At 46.6% G+C, this 18098-nt stretch carries 14 protein-coding genes; 8 read left to right on the forward strand and 6 right to left on the reverse strand.

What is annotated here, in order from left to right; all coding sequences use genetic code 11:
- Positions 1-88 precede the first annotated feature (88 nt).
- Positions 89-1357, forward strand: coding sequence for a malic enzyme-like NAD(P)-binding protein (locus tag DN730_RS14750; protein WP_115468917.1), 1269 nt, complete (start codon positions 89-91; stop codon positions 1355-1357).
- Between the two features lie 179 nt (positions 1358-1536).
- Positions 1537-1776 carry a hypothetical protein gene (locus DN730_RS14755; RefSeq protein ID WP_115468918.1) on the forward strand — a complete coding sequence of 80 codons (240 nt, stop codon included), beginning with the start codon at positions 1537-1539 and terminating at the stop codon, positions 1774-1776.
- A 162-nt stretch (positions 1777-1938) separates the two neighbouring features.
- Here the strand turns inward: DN730_RS14755 and DN730_RS14760 are convergent, their stop codons facing one another.
- Both DN730_RS14760 and DN730_RS14765 read right to left on the reverse strand, forming a co-directional pair.
- Positions 1939-3003 (reverse strand): OmpA family protein, encoded by a 1065-nt coding sequence (locus tag DN730_RS14760; protein WP_115468919.1) that lies wholly within the window; start codon positions 3001-3003, stop codon positions 1939-1941.
- 403 nt (positions 3004-3406) lie between these two features.
- Positions 3407-4486 carry a peptidase M42 gene (locus DN730_RS14765; protein WP_115468920.1) on the reverse strand — a complete coding sequence of 360 codons (1080 nt, stop codon included), beginning with the start codon at positions 4484-4486 and terminating at the stop codon, positions 3407-3409.
- Between the two features lie 239 nt (positions 4487-4725).
- Here DN730_RS14765 and DN730_RS14770 point away from each other — a divergent pair, with 239 nt between their 5' ends.
- Positions 4726-6093 carry a DUF4856 domain-containing protein gene (locus tag DN730_RS14770; protein ID WP_115468921.1) on the forward strand — a complete coding sequence of 456 codons (1368 nt, stop codon included), beginning with the start codon at positions 4726-4728 and terminating at the stop codon, positions 6091-6093.
- A 17-nt stretch (positions 6094-6110) separates the two neighbouring features.
- The gene (locus tag DN730_RS14775) at positions 6111-7169 is read left to right on the forward strand and encodes a sterol desaturase family protein (RefSeq protein WP_115468922.1); all 1059 of its coding nucleotides are present in this window, start codon (positions 6111-6113) and stop codon (positions 7167-7169) included.
- A 16-nt stretch (positions 7170-7185) separates the two neighbouring features.
- Here the strand turns inward: DN730_RS14775 and eat are convergent, their stop codons facing one another.
- From eat to DN730_RS14790, 3 genes are read right to left on the reverse strand one after another with little or no spacing between them, the layout of a single operon-like run.
- Positions 7186-8592 (reverse strand): ethanolamine permease, encoded by a 1407-nt coding sequence (gene eat / locus DN730_RS14780; RefSeq protein ID WP_115468923.1) that lies wholly within the window; start codon positions 8590-8592, stop codon positions 7186-7188.
- Positions 8593-8616: 24 nt separating this feature from the next.
- Positions 8617-9471: an ethanolamine ammonia-lyase subunit EutC gene (gene eutC, locus DN730_RS14785; RefSeq protein WP_115468924.1), complete on the reverse strand. Its 855-nt coding sequence runs from the start codon at positions 9469-9471 to the stop codon at positions 8617-8619.
- A 1-nt stretch (position 9472) separates the two neighbouring features.
- Positions 9473-10888, reverse strand: a complete 1416-nt coding sequence (locus DN730_RS14790; protein WP_115468925.1) for an ethanolamine ammonia-lyase subunit EutB — start codon at positions 10886-10888, stop codon at positions 9473-9475.
- 221 nt (positions 10889-11109) lie between these two features.
- Between DN730_RS14790 and DN730_RS14795 the strand changes: the two genes are divergently transcribed.
- Positions 11110-12093: a helix-turn-helix domain-containing protein gene (locus DN730_RS14795; RefSeq protein ID WP_245957984.1), complete on the forward strand. Its 984-nt coding sequence runs from the start codon at positions 11110-11112 to the stop codon at positions 12091-12093.
- Positions 12094-12223: 130 nt separating this feature from the next.
- On the opposite strand, the gene DN730_RS14800 is transcribed toward DN730_RS14795, so the two are convergent.
- Positions 12224-13723 carry an alanine/glycine:cation symporter family protein gene (locus DN730_RS14800; RefSeq protein WP_115468927.1) on the reverse strand — a complete coding sequence of 500 codons (1500 nt, stop codon included), beginning with the start codon at positions 13721-13723 and terminating at the stop codon, positions 12224-12226.
- Positions 13724-14159: 436 nt separating this feature from the next.
- Here DN730_RS14800 and DN730_RS14805 point away from each other — a divergent pair, with 436 nt between their 5' ends.
- From DN730_RS14805 to DN730_RS14815, 3 genes are all read left to right on the forward strand, one after another.
- On the forward strand, positions 14160-14948 hold the full coding sequence (locus DN730_RS14805) for a DODA-type extradiol aromatic ring-opening family dioxygenase (protein ID WP_115468928.1): 789 nt from the start codon (positions 14160-14162) through the stop codon (positions 14946-14948).
- A 123-nt stretch (positions 14949-15071) separates the two neighbouring features.
- Positions 15072-15488, forward strand: a complete 417-nt coding sequence (locus DN730_RS14810; protein ID WP_115468929.1) for a GNAT family N-acetyltransferase — start codon at positions 15072-15074, stop codon at positions 15486-15488.
- 125 nt (positions 15489-15613) lie between these two features.
- Positions 15614-18091: a glycogen/starch/alpha-glucan phosphorylase gene (locus DN730_RS14815; RefSeq protein WP_115468930.1), complete on the forward strand. Its 2478-nt coding sequence runs from the start codon at positions 15614-15616 to the stop codon at positions 18089-18091.
- The last annotated feature ends 7 nt before the right edge of the window (positions 18092-18098 follow it).

The following is an 18098-nucleotide window of genomic DNA, read 5'->3' on the forward strand; positions in this document are numbered from 1 at the left end:
CGTTCTGACACAGGATGTGTTTAGTTTTGAATAAGGGGTCAACTGCTGAAAAAGCAAATGAACAACACTAATTAGACGGAATAAGATAATGGCAGAAGATTTTAAACAAGCCGCTCTTGAGTACCATGAGCAACCAGTACCGGGTAAGTTGAGTATTACGATTACCAAGCCGACTGCAACTTCACGCGACCTATCGTTGGCGTACAGCCCAGGCGTTGCAGAGCCTTGCCGTGAAATTGCTAAAGACCCAGAGGCGGCTTACCGCTACACAGGTAAGGGCAACTTAGTGGCAGTTATTTCTGATGGTACTGCGGTACTAGGCCTAGGTAACATTGGCCCATTGGCGTCTAAGCCAGTAATGGAAGGTAAAGGCGTATTATTCAAACGCTTCGCGGGGGTCAACTCTGTTGACGTAGAAGTGGAAGCAGAAAGCCCAGAAGCATTTATCGACACGGTAGCACGCATCGCGAATACTTACGGCGGCATTAACTTAGAAGACATCAAAGCTCCAGAATGTTTTGAAATTGAGCGTCAGCTTATTGAGCGCTGTTCTATCCCTGTATTTCACGATGACCAACACGGAACAGCGATTGTAACGGCTGCTGGCCTGTTGAATGCACTAGAGTTACAAGGTAAAGCGATTGAAGAGGCTAAAATCGTATGCCTAGGCGCTGGTGCAGCGGCAACAGCGTGTATGAATCTAATCATTGCTTGTGGCGCGAAGCGTGAAAACATTTTCGTGCTTGATCGCAAGGGTGTGATTCACTCAGGTCGTGATGATCTAAATGAATACAAAGCGACGTTTGCTCACGAAACCGACGCACGTACATTAGACGATGCCATCGATGGCGCGGATGTATTCATTGGCGTATCGGGTCCAGATCTACTGACAGTTGAGCAGTTGAAAAAAATGGCTGCCAATCCAGTTGTGTTTGCATGTTCAAACCCAGATCCAGAAATTAATCCTGAAGCGGCATTGGCTGCGCGCGATGATTTGATTATGGCGACAGGCCGCTCTGACTACCCGAACCAAGTAAATAATGTACTTGGCTTCCCATTCATTTTCCGTGGTGCTTTAGACGTTCGTGCGACTAAGATCAACGAAGAAATGAAAGTAGCGGCAGTGCACGCATTGAAAGATCTTGCGAAAGAAGAAGCGCCTGCAGAAGTTGTTGCAGCATACGGTGGCGCGGCGTTGACGTTTGGTAAAGAGTACATCTTGCCGAAGCCAATGGACACTCGTTTGTTGACGAATGTTTCTGCGGCGGTTGCGCGTGCTGCGGTAGATTCTGGTGTAGCGTCTTTGCCATACCCAGACTTTTACCCACTAGAGAACTTAGATCGTTTCGGCGCATAATGCCTCGATTCTGAACTGTATTGAAAAGGCGATGCTGAAAAGCATCGCCTTTTTTATTGAATTTGAATGGCTTGTCAGGGTTGGTCTAGTGTGTGAAAAGGTTTGCGAGCAAGGTGTAAAGTAGCAAGTATTTTGTCTTTTTCTTCAGTAGGTTAGGGCCTACTGAAGAGGAGACTAAAATGAAGTTACTTACGCCCCTTACACATAAGAATGCACAGCTTTCCCTAGATAAGTTGTGTCTAACGTTAATAATGTTGTGTGTGGTGTTGCTTTCGGGATGTTCAGTTCACAAAGTGGCGGGTGAAATCGCTGGAGTAGAAGTTGAAGCCAGTCGCAATGACCGCCACCACAAGTCTGATAAGCAATCATATAATCGTTTTTGCCCGCCAGGGCAGCGCAAAAAAGGTCACTGTTACTAATAAGTCATTACCGATAAGTAAGACCGAACTGAGAATAAAAAAAGAGCCAATCAACCGGCTCTTTTTTTATTGTTTCAAGAAAAGTTATAGGACGTCCTGAAGTAAAAAAGCCAGAGTGTTAGCTCTGGCTTCCTAAAAGACCTCAACTGGAAAGATAAAGTGCTAGCGAGATGTGGTCGCCATCTCTAGATCATCGCGAGTACCGAAGACGACCGTTGTGACACGGCGGTTGAGCTGACGGTTTTCTTCCGTGGTATTTGCCACCAGTGGATTCTTCTCACCAAACCCAATGGTTTCAATGCGATCTGGCTCGATATTAAAATCTGCTACCAATCGTTGTGCGACAGACTGGGCTCTGTCCTCTGACAGCTCTAGGTTGTAGTCTGGGCTGCCTGTGTCGTCCGCATAGCCTTGAACTTGAGCCACTTGATCAGGGTTTGCTTTTAAGTGATCGGCAATTTCTTGTAGCTGTTCGTAGTTAGCTTGTGTGACTTTGTCTGAGTCGAACGCAAACTGAACGTTGTACGGCAGAATTGTCTTGGTTGGCTCGACTTCTACAGGTTCAGATTTAATCTTGGTTTCGATTGGGTCTGGCTCGGAGATTGCTGCGATCCCTGACGTCCACTCATCTTCTTGATTTGTAACAGGTGTCGGTGCCGTAGTTTGATTAGCAACCTTTTGTTGTGCAGCGTCGTTTGTACCGCCAAAGGTCATTTGTAAACCTAGGCTTGCGACTTGATCAGTGTGATCGGAGTTCAAATCTTCCAGCACTCGATAATCTGCTCGAACAGCTAGATTGTCTTTTAGTGCATATTTTACCCCGCCCCCTGCGTTGAACTGCGTGTTGCCATCACCGTCTACGTTACTGCTGTATTGAGTGGTACCAAGACCTGCTGCAACATAGGGAGTGAAATCCGTGTTGTTTGCGAAGTGATAAAGTCCATCTAGACGATACTGATCAGCGTCAACACCTTGACCATTGTGAAGTTCACTGTCGGCGTTTAAGTAGTTAAATTCAATTGCCCAAGGATTATCAAATTGGTAGCCCAAGCCGATACCGTAGGTCTCATTATCTTTTATATCTCGGTTACTGTCTGAATTAGAGTAGCCAATATTAGGGTTGACGGTGAAGCCTGCTTTAGGTTGGTCCGCGTAGGCCATTGAGGCTGTTGCTGTCGCGGCTAGAATACTGCTAAAGACGGCGCTTTTTGAAAATAAATTAGACATGATCTTCTCCTTAGTGGAACCTGCTGTTTCAAGTTGAGATCAGCTTATCGAACTTTTTAAAAGCATGTGTTGACACTAAAAATGCAGAAAATGTGGGGCTTGAAAGGTGTCTGGCGATTATTGACTGGGGCTTTACATACAGCCGTTTCTTTACACGATCCGTGGGGTAATCGGAGACGCTTTTGATGAGAAAATCACCAGAATGATTACACCACTTTTGCACGAGAAATTGGCTCGCTGGGCTGAGCGAGGAAACCTTGCAGAAATTATGACGCAGAGAGCATCAAAAAGGTGACGTTTGAGGTAGACGGTTATATTTTCTTGACGTATTTGTCATGAGTGTGCGACAAGGATTGACACTACAGAGCGCGCGACAGTATGTCAGGCGCTCTGTACTGGCTGATTATAAGTGGTTTGGTTGAGGTTCCTGAGCTGGTAAATTAGCGACAGCCTTTAAAATGGTTAAAAAGGCATCAACCGATGCAATGGAAGCGGACTCTTGCATCGTATGGTAACCCGTCGTTGGAATCTGAATGGTTGTTCCATCTACTAAGCCATTAGACGCGGCAATAATTCGACCGAGCTCGGTACTACCAAGTGAGTGGGGGGATTGGCCTTTTTCAATGAGCTTTTGATTCTGTTGTTCGACATAGTGATCTTTATATAAGAATGAAACGCCATGAGTGCCACAGAGGTTTTCCAGTAGGGCTGTGCTGTCTGCATTGAAGCTGGCATTGGCGTCTTTTTCCCTCAAGACTAATAGCTGTTGATCGGCGGCTTGGGTATCGGGAAAGGGGCTCGTATCGACCACAAACAAGCGGTTAGTGGTACCACCGAAGCGTCGGAACCACTCTAAAAGATAGCGCCAACTTTTACCTGACTCTTCTTGAGCGGTGAAAAAAGCGGTGCCCTTAAACCCTAGACTAAACAGATGCACCAGTGCCGCAGCAGTGATGACGTTATCGAGTTGCCCCTCAAGGCGATCTCCATTCGTCGTTAAGCTATCTTCAAATGCGACAGGCGTCCCAGCATCTACAGCTTCCAATCCACTGACTTCAAAAATTAAGTTGTTACGAAACTCACAAATATAACCGTTTTCGATCACGCCTTTACCGCGATAAACACCGGACCAAGGCTCATAGGCGTACACTCTCTCTTGATTGAAGCGTTCCGTTACTTTATTCATAAGTTGTTCAGAAACGGAGTTATTCAATAAATCCGTACGGTTTGCAGAGACAAATGCAGCATATTGAAATTCATTAGGCCCAGTGCACACCAATCCGTGGCGATCAATATGCGCTGAAAACATTGCGCTGAATGGGTTAGCGCCTTGTGCCACCAGTACGCCTTCGTACCATGTGACTTTGGCACCACGTTCCTCTAGCTCTCGTTGAAGTACACGAAAGAAAGAATGCTCAGCGCCAACCACAGATGGCGCTCTAATAAGACGTTTTAATAGGTCAATGAATTCAGGGTTTAGCATGCATCAATCTCAAACAGTACCGCACAATGGAAGCTGTGATATTAGGCGGTTTTAGCGCTAGGGGAAGACTTTTATTCATTATTTTAAGCTCGTTGGTCAATGCTGGTCATGTTTACCATGATTGGCGTCACACAACTAATAATTGATAATCGTTATCAAGACTGTTATCTTTTATTCATTATATAAAAGCGATCAAGCTAACTTGATCAATTCAATATTGGAACGTAAGGATCAAAATAGTGAAAAAGACGATTGTAAGTGTATTGGTAGCCTTTTCAGCCAGTGCTATGGCGCAGACCTATGACTATGATGTGACACTTAAAGACTATCAAGGCGATGCGAAAAGCTCAGTGTCTTATGGTGGCCAAATTGCACGCCATGCACTGCATAACTCTTTGAAAAAAATCATTAGCGATGGCGATCACGTTGAGATGCTAAAGTATCTGTCCAGCAAGGAAGCTGGACGTGCCATTATCGATCCAGTTAGTAAAGATGGTTTTGAAATCAAACAGACATCTATTGATGAGTTGTCAAAAGGTAAAGATCTATTATCCAGTGCTTACGACGGCGTTATTACGGGGTGGCCTGGTAACCCAACAGCACAAGAATTGTTGCAGGAGTTGGTTGAGCTAGCGTCGAACAGTAAAAAAGGATATGACCCTGTTAATGGTTATGATTACACGCAATTAGTGTCCAAATTCACGATGGGTGCTGTGTTCTACAACAAAGCGGTCAATCACTATTTAGAAGAAAAGCTAGAAGCGGGTCAGAGCCCAAATGATGCGCCATATGTAGAGGGCGCTTACTACACAGGGACAGAACACGTATGGGATGAAGCCTTTGGTTATTTCGGCGCACCAGCGAACGGCCTCGAACTGACTCCAAAAGAAGTTGTTCAAATTACTAAGCAAAACCCTGAGTACTTTACGAAAGCGGATGCAAATGGCGATGGCGTCGTTGATCTTAAATCAGAAATGGCCTTTGCTCATGCCTACTACGCTGCAAGCATCGATGCTAGTGCCGGCACGAACTATTTCCATACGATCATGCAAGCGTTCATTGATGGTCGCCAACTCATAGCCAACGCTAAGGGCGAACGTCTGACGAGTGCCCAGCGCGGTGAGCTAAAAGGCTACGCGGCAACGATCGCGACAGCATGGCAGCAGGTGATTGCTGAAGCGGCGTTTAAATACGCGGGTAGCGTTTATGAAGATTTAGAAAAAATAGCAGTCATAGAAGACGCGCAAGGTAACGTCAACAACGCTTTCCGCTCATATGTTAAGCACTGGGGCGAGCTAAAAGGTTTTGCCTTGTCATTGGAAGCAGCAGGGCGTGATTTAGGTAATGCTCAAGCGGGTCTTGATCGGTTGATTGGATTTAGCCCTGTGTTATTTGGTGGCGCACAAGTCGTGGCTCTAGATGGCAAAGGTGACTTCATTCAAGCAAATGTCGGATCGATGCAAGAATACAAGCTGAATATGATTAAGGTTCAGAATTTGTTAGCGCAAGAGTTTGATCTTAAAGCGAAGCTAGAAGATCAAACTGGCGGTATGAGTGAAGTGTTGAATCAAATCAATGCCGCGGGCCAAAGTGCAGAAAACGATTAGATGAGTAATGCCATCTGATGTTTGATCACTTTGTTGGTTGGCTAGGGAACGAGCTGGTGGCTGCCAGCTCGTCTTTGCTCGACAAAAGCAAGCGAGTGTCTCTTTGGTATCTTCTGTCGGCCTTACTCTTTGCGTGGGGCGTTCTGGCTATTCGTTATGGTCATGACGGCTGGTCTCGCTTGCAACCCTATCTCTCTTGGCGGGTGTGGTGGCATCGCTCAGCCCGTACCGATTACTTGTTATGGTTTGCCAACCGTCTTGCTTTGGCCGTCTTGATTCCCAAAACACTGACGCAGGCCGTCTGGATAAGCTGGTTGTATTTTTATTGGCAAGAGGCTGGGATCGGTGATGCTCAGCTTGGTTGGCCAACTTCGATCGTAATTGTCGTATTTACACTGTGCTATTTCTTCGTTGATGACTTTTCTCGCTTTTTTGTCCATTGGTGTATGCATAAAAGTCCTTGGTTATGGGCATTTCACCAAGTGCACCACAGTGCAAAAGTGCTGACCCCCTTTACGGTTTTCCGTACCCATCCAGTGGAAGGTCTACTTTTCTTTTTACGTTCGATGACGTCCCAGAGCCTCGTCATTAGTGTGTTTCTTGTCGTTTTTCCCAATCAAGTGAGCTTGTGGCAGATTTATGGTGTTCTTGTGACGACGTTTTTATTTAATGCGCTCGGGGCTAACTTACGGCACTCAGGGGTTGCGCTCAGCTACGGGCAACGCATCGAAAAATGGTTTATTTCACCCGCTCAACACCAAGTACACCACTCTAATTTGAACCAGCATTATGATCGTAACTTTGGCGTGGCGTTAGCCATTTGGGATCGAATGTTTGGTAGTTGGGAGCCTGGGCATGATAATCAAATGATTCGTTTTGGTACCAATCAGGCGATCGATAACATGGGCATGCTAGGGCAATGGTGCCAGCCGTTCAAAGATATCTACGAGCTTTTTCAAGCCCGTTTGAAGCGTGTACGAATTTGGCTAGTATCACTGCAAAAAAAAACGCCTCACACAATGGCATTGTGGAAGGCGCCCCAAACAGGGAAGAGCGTCTTAAAGCAAGACAAATAGAGTGAGGTGATGAAAACTATGAAGTGGTCGTTATATCTGCCTCCGCTTGGGCAAGCATATTAAACTCTTCTTCAGGTGTGTTGGCCACTAGGTGATGCTTGCTGTACAAAAAGAAGTAAGCTGCGCCAATGATAAACAAGGCAAGTGTGTACATGAATGCACGAGGGTCGTAAGCGTACACACCGGTTAGCGCGACGATTGAGAGTACGAGTGCAATGCCTGATGTGATGACTCCCCCAGGGGTCTTGTATGGACGCTCAAGATTAGGTTGTTTGACGCGAAGTAAAATGTGGCTAATGGCCATCAGTGCGTAAGAGACGGTCGCGCCAACCACTGCCATGCCCAGCATCAAGTCTCCTTCACCTGTTAATGACGCTAGGAAACCAAATATGCCTGGTATGATCAAAGCACGAGCTGGCACTTTTCGTTCGTTGGTGACAGACAACATTTTGGGCAAATAGCCAGCGCGTGAGAGCGCAAACACCAAGCGGCTATAACCGTAGATGATCGAGAAAAATGAAGCGACTAGACCTGCGAGCGCTAATACATTTACTAATGTAGCCAGAGTGGGTTTGCCAGCCACGTTCAGTGCATCGACTAATGGAACAGCGCTGCTGCCAATGGCTTCTGCACCGGTCACACCCGCGAGCAATAACACGACTAGGGTTGCGGTAAACAGCAAGAAGATCATGGCACCAATGATGCCTTTGGGCACATCTTTCGCAGGGTCTTTGGCTTCTTCGGCCGCCAGAGGAACCCCTTCGACAGCGAGAAATAACCACATGGCAAAGGGAAGGGCAGCCCATACGCCATACCAACCAAAAGGCATAAATTCCGATGCTCCAGCGGCATCTGTCGGGGCGATGTCGAATAGGCGTGATGCATCGAAATCACCTATCAAAGCCACTGCCGTGCCAAGGATTGCTACCACGGCCAAACCTGAGATGACCATCATGACTTTCAGTGCTTCACCAACACCTGCTAAATGAATGCCAATAAATACCAAATAAAATAGCGCATACACTACTGGGCCATTAAAACCGAGTAGTTCTTCGACGGCGGAGCCGATAAAGATAACGATTGCCGCAGGGGCCAGAGCGTATTCTATTAGTACCGCAAGCCCAGTTATATAACCTCCTACTGGCCCCATTGCTTGTCGAGCAAAACTATAGCCACCGCCAGCCGCGGGAATGGAAGCGGACATTTCAGCCAATGACAGTACTAAGGTTAAATACATAATACCCATTAGAACGGCGGCGACGGCGAAGCCTCCCCATCCTGCTTCTCCTATGCCGAAGTTCCAGCCTGCAAAGTCTCCAGAGATAACGTATGAAACGCCAAGTCCAGCCAACAGCAACCAACCTGCGGTGCCTCGTTTGAGTTGGCGTTTTGCCAAATAGTCTTGATCGATGTGTTCAGTCATGTTGTTCCTCATGTGTTTGTGTTGTTAGGTTTTCTTTTTAGTGATTAGAAAATTATTATTATCGTTGTCGTGCTCGATGACCGATTCATCCGTTCGGTCTTTTAGTTGTACTCCTGATAACTGCTTGGTACGTGCTTCGTTGAGTAAGTAACGCGCTTTACGACTGGCTTCAGGGTAATTCAGTCCGGCAGGGCGAATATTAGAAATGCAGTTGCGATAAGCGTCAGTGTTCCCTACTTTTGGGCCCCATGTTAGATACAATCCCATGCTGTCGGGCGAGCTGAGTCCTGGGCGTTCACCGACCAACACCACGACACATTTTGCGTGAAGTAATTCGCCAACATGATCGCCTATCGCGACTCGTCCTTGTTCCACAATACATAGTGGCGCAATAGTCCAAGGCGCTGGTCCGCTGGTGAGTGTTGGGACGAGTTCGTTTAGAAAAGGCAGAACATTTTCTTCTATCGCGAGAGCAGATAATCCATCCACTATCACGAACGCCACATCATAAGTCTCATCGCTGAGGTAAGCGTGATCCTCCAAGGTTTGTTCGGACGCCTTGTTTAGCTGGCGGCCATAATCTGGGCGCTGCAGATACATCTCACGATGTTCGGCACGGCTATGTAAACGAAAGGGCTGACTAGGAGGACTCCAACTTTGTTGCGTCAGCTGATGGATTAACTCGGTAGCGTTTAGTGGAGTGTGGACCGCGTCGATGGCTTGGGCGTGAGCGAGCTGAAAAGCTAATAAGTGCTTTGTCGGGACGCTGACCCCCGCTCTGCCAAGCCCAATTCGCGCGTCAGTAAATTCGCGTAAGCGTTGCCAAGGGTTCTCGATGACTGGGTCGTTGGTAGGGTGAGTTGGGAAAATACGCTTCATCTTAATTCCCCTTCAGCATGTTGGTTAGAGAATGCTCGAACGCCGCAGGAATTTTGTGGTTCAAAGTAAACTGGTCGTCGTTGAAAATATGGGTGTGCTGAAGCCACTGATCGAACTCTGGAGCGGGCTTTAAGCCCAGAGCTTGGCGCACGTACATGGCATCATGAAAAGAGGTGGTTTGGTAATTGAGCATGATGTCGTCAGACCCGGGTATACCCATAATGAAGGTACAGCCTGCAACCGCGAGCAGTGTCATCAGATTGTCCATGTCATTTTGATCCGCTTGGGCATGGTTTGTGTAACACACGTCGCATCCCATTGGCAGGCCAAGTAGTTTGGCGCAAAAATGATCTTCAAGGCCTGCACGAGCGATTTCTTTGCCATCAAATAAGTATTCCGGCCCGATAAAACCGACTACGGTATTGATAAGGAGTGGTTTAAATTTGCGGGCTACAGCATAGGCTCGCGCTTCGCAGGTTTGCTGATCGACATTGTGATGGGCATTGGCAGACAATGAGCTGCCCTGACCGGTTTCAAAGTACATGACGTTATCGCCCACGGTGCCCCGCTTTAACGACAGCGCCGCTTCGCGAGCGTCAGCCAGAGTCGCCAAATTAAAGCCAAAACTGTCGTTGGTCGCTTGGGTTCCACCAATGGATTGAAAGACTAAGTCGACTGGAGCGCCTTGTTCTATGCATTCGATGGTGTTAGTTACGTGGGTCAGCACACAAGATTGCGTGGGTATTTCATAGTGCTGAATCACTTCATCCATCATTTTCATTAGACGACATGCTTGGGCAACGTTGTCCGTTGCTGGGTTTATGCCAATTACGGCGTCGCCATTAGCGTACATTAGTCCGTCTAAGATGCTGGCAGCGATGCCGGTTAGATCATCTGTTGGGTGATTGGGTTGCAGGCGTGTGGAGAGATGGCCTGGTAGCCCAATAGTGCTACGAAAAGCTGTTTTCACATGGCATTTTTTACTTACCAAGATTAGGTCTTGGTTCCGCATAATCTTACTCACTGCCGCGGCCATTTCAGGAGTAATGCCTTGACGAACTTTCTGTAAGGTTGACGGTGTTGCCATGTCACTGAGTAGCCAGTCGCGAAAGCCTCCTACTGTCAGATGAGAAATGGGAGCGAAGGCGATTGCATCATGTTCATCAATGATGAGGCGGGTGATTTCATCTTGTTCATAAGGCACCACCAACTCCTCTAGGAAAAGCTTTAATGGTACGTCCGCCAATGTCATTTGGGCGATGGCACGCTCTTCTGCTGTATCCGCTGCAATACCTGCAAGACGATCTCCAGAGCGGGCAGGGGTGGCTTTGGCCATTAATTCAGCAAGACTTTTAAAGCCAAATGTCCGTTCGCCTACTGTATGTCGAAAGCGAAATTGAGTTGTATTGTTGGTCATATGAAATGATTCCGTCTGCGATGAAAAGCGTATTTTGATAACGCTGAAGTATCGGCATGAAGGTTGCTCTACAAAGAGCTATTAGCAAGCTACGTTATTGTGTTGAATGTGTGAAAAAGGTGTTATCGAATTTTGGCAATATTAAAAAATCCTTTTAAATCAATTAATTATGATTTTATTAGGCTTTCCTTTTGCGCAAATTTGATAGTCGGAGAAGAAAGGTGACTAGGTTGGAATCACTGAGTGCACCACAAAGGAGCGTGGGCTTATCGATAAAAGAGGCATTTGATGCAGATTTGCACGCCAGTAATTTGACTAATTGGCAGCAAGAGTACGATCAAACGAGTCGGGGTGGGTTTCATGGAACGATTATCGAACTACCGTTCAATGATTTGCAAGTGTTCAAAGAGACGACCAGCCGCGCGTTACAACAAAGGTGTGTGGTGTGGCCTGATTCTTTGTGGCTTGGCATTCCTTTGGGCCAGCAAGCAGAAAGCCGCATAGATGGTTTGTCTGTTGGAGATACGCACATTATGTGCCGCCCTGGGGAGTGTGGCTTTGAATTGACGACACCTGCGCAGTATGAGTTGTTTGGTGTGGTGGTCAAGCTGCCTATGCTGCTCCGTATCGCCCACATCCACGATATCAATCTAAGATGGTCCGAGCTGACTCAGCATGGGCGCTTAGTATTGCCAGAAAAGACGCTTTCAGAGGTACGGTTCTTATTGCATCGTTTGTTAAGCTCTAAGCGAATGCAAGGGATGTCTGAGCGTCTAACCCATGACTTGGTCATGATGACGTTACTAGAAGTCTTAAAAGTCAATCAGCCTGCACCAGCTCAAACACAGAGCTATTATCATCGTAAACGTATTGTCGACCAAGCTCGCGCGCTCATTCATGATAATCCTGATACGCCATTGACGGTTACGGATCTATGCCAAGTGGCCAATGTAAGCCGTCGTACATTGCAATATGCCTTCGAAAGCATTCTGGATATAAGCCCCATTCAATATTTAAGAATATCCCGTTTAAACGGTGTTCGGCGTGCTCTGATCTGCGCTAACGGTGGCGTCAATGTCGCGGATATCGCTTCTGAGTGGGGGTTTTGGCACATGAGTCAGTTTGCGAAAGATTATCGTCTATTGTTTGATGAGCGACCGTCTGCGGCGCTGTCTCAAGTGAGCGCTGGTGATATGACGGTTTAAATTTAGTGAGACAGTTGTGTTAAACCGGGTGTGAACTAAGCGCTACCCAAGATATGAAAAAACCGCTTGAGAGATGATTATCTCAAGCGGTTTATACTCATTAGCGCTGGGAAGAGTCTTGTAAGTAAGTCTACTTACCTTTTTGCTCTTCTAAGCGTTTTTCCCAAAAGTCCGCACCTTTGATGCCTAATGCTTGTGGGTCAAAGGTATACTGATCGACTCCTGCTGCTTTTTGGTCTTCGTAGTCTTTAAGCGCTTTCATGGTTGGACGCGCCATAAAGAAGATCGCGATGATTCCCACGATGTTCAACCAAGCCATTAAGCCTACACCGACATCTCCTAGGTTCCAGATGTACCCTGCTGTATTAACAGTGCCATATGCCACCATGAACATGATGAGCAGTTTCACCAGTGTGAGGGGGACATTGATCTTTAATGCGCGGCGTAGGTACGCCACATTGGTTTCAGCAATGTAGTAATACGCTAAGATAGTTGTGAATGCGAAGAAGAACAAGGCAATACCGACAAACGCTGAGCCAAAGCCGCCAAAGATGCTTTGAAGCGCCATTTGGGTAAAGGCTGGCGAAGCAATGATCACATCAGCTGGTACGTTTTGTACAATGAATTGACCATCAGGCAAGGTTCCCTGAACGTTGTATTGTTGTGTGATCAAAATCATAAGCGCTGTTGCAGTACACACAAATAAGGTATCTACGTATACAGAGAATGCTTGAACTAGCCCTTGTTGCGAAGGGTGTTGTACTTCGGCTGCTGCTGCAGCGTGAGGGCCTGTACCTTGCCCTGCTTCATTGGAGTACACGCCGCGTTTCACGCCCCAACCGATCGCAGCACCAAAGCCCGCTTGAGCGGTGAACGCGTCAGAGAAAATCATGCCAAAGATACCAGGTACTTGATCAATGTTTAAGAAAACAACGATCAACGCCATGATGATGTAGCCCATCGCCATAAAAGGCACGATGATTTGGGTAAAGTTAGCAATACGCTTAATGCCACCGAAAATGATGAATGCTAACACAACCAAAATGAGTGCAAGCGCTACGAGTTTAGTGGTGCCAACTTCGCCAAACGAGCTGGAGACAATCGCCCCTTCACCAAAGACTTGAACGACAGCATTACCAACGGAGTTGGCTTGGATGCCGGGCAAAAATATGCCACATGCGATAATAGAAGCGAAGGCAAATAAAATGCCTAACCACTTCATGCGCAAGCCTTTTTCAAAGTAATACGCTGGCCCACCGCGGTATTGGCCACCATCATTTACTTTGTAAATTTGACCAAGGGTTGATTCAGCGTAAGCGGTGCTGGCGCCAAGAAAAGCGACCACCCACATCCAAAACACAGCGCCTGGACCACCAAAACCAATGGCCGCAGCGACCCCGGCAATATTACCTGTACCAACACGGCCTGAAAGCGAGACCGCTAGAGCTTGGAATGAGGAGATTCCTTTTTCGGATGGCGTCGAGTTAAACAGCAAAGACCACATTTCTTTGAAATGGCGGACTTGTGCAAAACGCGTCAGGATAGAGTAGAAAAGACCAGCGCCAAGGCATAAGTAGATAAGTGCTGGACTCCAGATGATCCCATTTAAGAAATCAATGAATTCTTGCATAACGTTAGTTCTCCGTGATGAGCTTCTGTAGTTATTGTTGTGTTTGTTAATCGCGGGGCAATTGACGTAACGGTGTCAAATCAATTAGTGCTTCGTAAACGATGAAACAAGCATGAATATGTTAAATAACATGGCCAAATCTAGCATGAATAGGTGTGGATAAACATTTTGCTAACAGTGTTAATGTGGCGCTAATTGATTCTATCCTAGCGCTATAGGGCGGCTAATTTCAATGAAGGCAGGACGTTAATTTGCGGTGAATAGTTCTGTATTCATACCCCTAACGTCAAGATTATAGAGAGCCATGGTATTATTATTTCACATGGGTTAATAAATTGTTGCGATTTTATGTGTTTATTGCATCCAAAATAAAACATAACATGATGTATCTCCGTTCAACTGGTTTAACTAATAGCCCTATCAGGGGGAGCCTGTCATGTCTTCTGTCGCGTTTGTTTCTCATGGGGGTGGCCCAATGCCGATTTTGGGTGACCCAGGCCATTCAGAGCTTGTAAGTACAATGAAAAATCTGGTCGATGAATTGTCCAAGCGACCCTCGGTAATTGTTGTGGTCAGTGCGCATTGGGAATCTGATGGCATCGAGCTGACCTCTGCAACGGCTCCTCAATTGATTTACGATTATTATGGTTTTCCAGAAGAATCCTATCAATTTAAGTATCCGGCTCCAGGTGCTCCAGAGTTAGCAAAAACGATCGCGGACCAAATGAACGCGTTAGGTGCTCATGTCACGCTAAATGCGTCGCGCGGATTCGATCACGGAGTTTTTATACCCTTAATGTTGATGTACCCAGACGCGAATATCCCCGTGTTACAGCTATCTCTTGATCGCTCGTTGGATACTAACCAGCATTGGCAGTTAGGTGAGCACCTTGCCAAAGTGCTACCTGATGACGCACTGTTACTTGGATCAGGATTTACGTTTCATAACATGCGTGCTTTTTTTAGTCCGCAATCATCGGCGGCGAATACGTCAGCCCATACTTTTCTTCAATGGTTGGATGAAACGGTAACAAGTGAGAAGGTGACGATTGGCGATGCAAAGCAGCGTTGGAATACATGGGATACCTTAGATGGCGCACGCTATTGCCATCCCCGCGAAGAGCATTTAATCCCGTTAGTTGTGTGTCATGCCGCGGCACAACGCCAAGCGAGGGGCATCCCGTTCCGAGCAATGAATGTTGAGGCGCGTCACTATATTTGGTGATCGCCTTGAGCGTGATGGCGTATTGATGAAGCCTGCTAATCTTTGGATCAGCAGGCTTTTTATTTTGAACTATCTACACGGTAGCAGTCGTATAAAGTGTGTTTATCAAAAATGAGGTGTCCTATGATTCGCTACGAAATTGTGAGTATTACGGCCGCTGAAGCGCTCACTGTAAGGCATCAGGTACTTTGGCCAGATAAGCCTCCTTCTTTTTCTATGGTGGTAGGCGATGACACTGCACAGCACTTTGGGATACGCATTGATGGCCAGTTAGTGTGTGTAGCATCGTTATATTTGAGCGAAAGGGCGGCGCGATTGCGCAAATTTGCAACCTTACCTGCTTTTCAGGGACACGGTATTGGCACACAAATGTTGCAGTACCTGATCGACACCGTTAAACACGACGAGCAACTTGAATGCCTGTGGCTAGATGCTCGAGAAACTGCATTATCCTTCTATCAGCGTTTTGGCTTTGTTGTTGAGGGTGAGCGCTTTCATAAAGGCGAGATAGCTTACTTTCGGGTGTCCCAGCCACTTTAATCAAACCATCCCCTCCATCACTCTGTAGGGTTTTGCAATTGGCCGTAGACGGCAACTGCAAAGCCGATGCAATATATGAATGATACAGTGATCCAACATTGCAACCATTCTTAAGGGTGATGACCATGACGCAAAGTAATCAAGAGCTTCTTGCCAGTGACACGGCTTCTTATCATGGATTGAAGGAGGGCATTTTGTATCACTTGCGTTACACACTCGCACTTAGACCTGAACAGGCGACAAAACGAGATTGGTGGTTGTGCTTATCTATGGCAGTAAAAGATCGTATTGTTGATGATATGGTCGACACTCAAGACCGTCATAATCAAGATAACGTGCGACGCTTATATTACCTGTCTATGGAATATTTAATGGGGCGCATGTTGGTCAACAATGTGCACAATGTCGGCGTCTTTAATGAGGCGCAACGGGCGCTGGAATCGCTAGGCTTAGAGTGGGATGAAATCTGTGATGTGGAAGTTGACATGGGGCTTGGAAATGGTGGTCTGGGGCGCTTAGCAGCGTGTTTTCTAGACTCCCTTGCGACCATGGATTTCCCAGCAATAGGCTATGGCATCTACTATGAGTTTGGGTTGTTTAAACAAGAATTTCAGTACGGTAAGCAGATTGAGCATCCCGACACTTGGATCAATTATGGTACACCATGGGAAATCGTCCGGTCTGAGTATGCGCAACCTGTTCAGTACTACGGTCGTGTCGAAGACTCCTATGACAGCTTTGGTAACTATCATCCCAGGTGGGTGGATACGAAAAGTGTGCTAGGGATTCCTCATGACATCCCTGTTGCTGGCTACGATACTAAAACCGTGAATTTCCTACGACTCTGGTCCTCGCGCTCGACTGAGGATTTTGATCTCGATGAATTTAATAACGGTGACTATGTCGAAGCAGTGCGCTCGAAAGCGATTGGTGAAACAATATCTAAGGTTCTTTATCCAAATGATAAAACTGAAAATGGTAAAGAACTGCGCTTGGTGCAGCAGTATTTCTTTGTCGCCTGTTCTTTAGCCGATATCTTACGGCGGTTTGAGCGTTCAAATGGCTCCAATTGGGATGCCCTTCCTGACAAAGCAGCCGTTCAGCTCAATGATACTCACCCAACGATCGCTATCGTTGAACTAATGCGTATTTTAGTCGATGACAAACGCCTGCATTGGGATCATGCGTGGGGCTTAGTGACGCGTATTTTTGCCTACACCAATCATACATTACTTCCAGAGGCGCTTGAAAAGTGGAGTGTCGCTCTATTGAACAAAGTTCTGCCCCGTCACCTTCAACTTATCTTTGAAATCAACCACCGCTTCATGGTTCAAGTAGAAGCACAATGGCCTGATCGCGATGATATTAAAGCCGATATGTCTATTATCGAAGAAGGTCCGCATCGGTCTGTGCGCATGGCACATCTTGCTGTCGTTGGGAGTCATACGGTAAACGGCGTTGCTGCGCTTCACTCGCAGTTGCTTAAAAGTGATTTATTCCCACGTTTTCATGCTTTATATCCGAATAAGTTTACCAATAAAACGAATGGTATTACGCCTCGTCGCTGGCTGTTGAATTGTAATCCTGAATTAACGGCTTTATTTGAACAGTATGGGATCGAAAGTGACTGGCCGAAAAACTTAGAGCGCTTACGTAAGCTTGAATCGCTAGCGGATGACCCTGTTTTTCAAGAGGCGTTCATGGCCGTCAAACACCAGAAAAAGCAAGCTCTAGCGCGAGTGATCTTTGATGAATGTGGTATAGAAGTTGATTCGACCGCGTTATTTGATGTTCAGATAAAACGCCTACATGAGTACAAACGTCAGCATTTAACCTTATTAAATATTTTGACGATCTATCATCGACTCTTGAACAACCCTGATTTAGACATTGTGCCGCGAGTGTTCATCTTTGGGGCGAAAGCTGCTCCTGGGTATGCCTTAGCAAAGACGATTATTCATGCAATTAACGCCGTTGCGGATGTGGTAAATAATGATGGACGGATTCAAGGCAAGTTGAAGGTAGTATTTTTACCAAACTATCGTGTGTCATTGGCTGCCAAGATCATACCCGCTGCAGACCTTTCGGAGCAGATTTCCACAGCAGGAAAAGAAGCTTCAGGCACGGGCAATATGAAGCTGGCGCTCAATGGCGCGCTAACCATTGGAACCTTAGACGGCGCAAACGTCGAAATCAGAGAAGAGGTAGGGGAAGAGAATATCTTTATCTTTGGGCTCAGTATCGAAGAAGTTCAAGCGCTTGATCGCCATGGTTATAACCCTCACCAATATTATCAACAAGATGAAGAACTGCGTAATGCAATTGATTGGTTGTGCTCTGGGTATTTCTCGCCAAATGAGCCCCATGCCTTCGATGATATTCGTGCGGCTCTGTTGGAGCATGGTGATCAGTTTAAAGCGATGGCGGACTATCGCACCTATATGGAGTGCCAGCAAAAAGTGGACGCGGTATATCGAGACCCATCGCGCTGGGCGCGTATGGCGATTCTGAATACGGCGAGAATGGCGAAGTTTTCGTCAGATCGAACCATTCAAGAATATGCACGTGAGATCTGGAATCTGCCTGCGTGTTCGGTATCGTGACGTAGTC

It is taken from the genome of Marinomonas piezotolerans (assembly GCF_003362755.1).
Taxonomy (GTDB): Bacteria; Pseudomonadota; Gammaproteobacteria; order Pseudomonadales; family Marinomonadaceae; genus Marinomonas; species Marinomonas piezotolerans.

Excerpts from the sequence above, each read along its gene's own strand:
- DN730_RS14805 (WP_115468928.1), top strand. The coding sequence starts at position 14,160 with ATGTCTTCTGTCGCGTTTGTTTCTCATGGGGGTGGCCCAATGCCGATT.
- DN730_RS14765 (WP_115468920.1), bottom strand. The coding sequence starts at position 4,486 with ATGCTAAACCCTGAATTCATTGACCTATTAAAACGTCTTATTAGAGCG.
- DN730_RS14755 (WP_115468918.1), top strand. The coding sequence starts at position 1,537 with ATGAAGTTACTTACGCCCCTTACACATAAGAATGCACAGCTTTCCCTA.
- DN730_RS14775 (WP_115468922.1), top strand. The coding sequence starts at position 6,111 with ATGTTTGATCACTTTGTTGGTTGGCTAGGGAACGAGCTGGTGGCTGCC.
- DN730_RS14750 (WP_115468917.1), top strand. The coding sequence starts at position 89 with ATGGCAGAAGATTTTAAACAAGCCGCTCTTGAGTACCATGAGCAACCA.
- eutC (WP_115468924.1), bottom strand. The coding sequence starts at position 9,471 with ATGAAGCGTATTTTCCCAACTCACCCTACCAACGACCCAGTCATCGAG.
- DN730_RS14800 (WP_115468927.1), bottom strand. The coding sequence starts at position 13,723 with ATGCAAGAATTCATTGATTTCTTAAATGGGATCATCTGGAGTCCAGCA.
- eat (WP_115468923.1), bottom strand. The coding sequence starts at position 8,592 with ATGACTGAACACATCGATCAAGACTATTTGGCAAAACGCCAACTCAAA.
- DN730_RS14810 (WP_115468929.1), top strand. The coding sequence starts at position 15,072 with ATGATTCGCTACGAAATTGTGAGTATTACGGCCGCTGAAGCGCTCACT.
- DN730_RS14790 (WP_115468925.1), bottom strand. The coding sequence starts at position 10,888 with ATGACCAACAATACAACTCAATTTCGCTTTCGACATACAGTAGGCGAA.
- DN730_RS14815 (WP_115468930.1), top strand. The coding sequence starts at position 15,614 with ATGACGCAAAGTAATCAAGAGCTTCTTGCCAGTGACACGGCTTCTTAT.
- DN730_RS14760 (WP_115468919.1), bottom strand. The coding sequence starts at position 3,003 with ATGTCTAATTTATTTTCAAAAAGCGCCGTCTTTAGCAGTATTCTAGCC.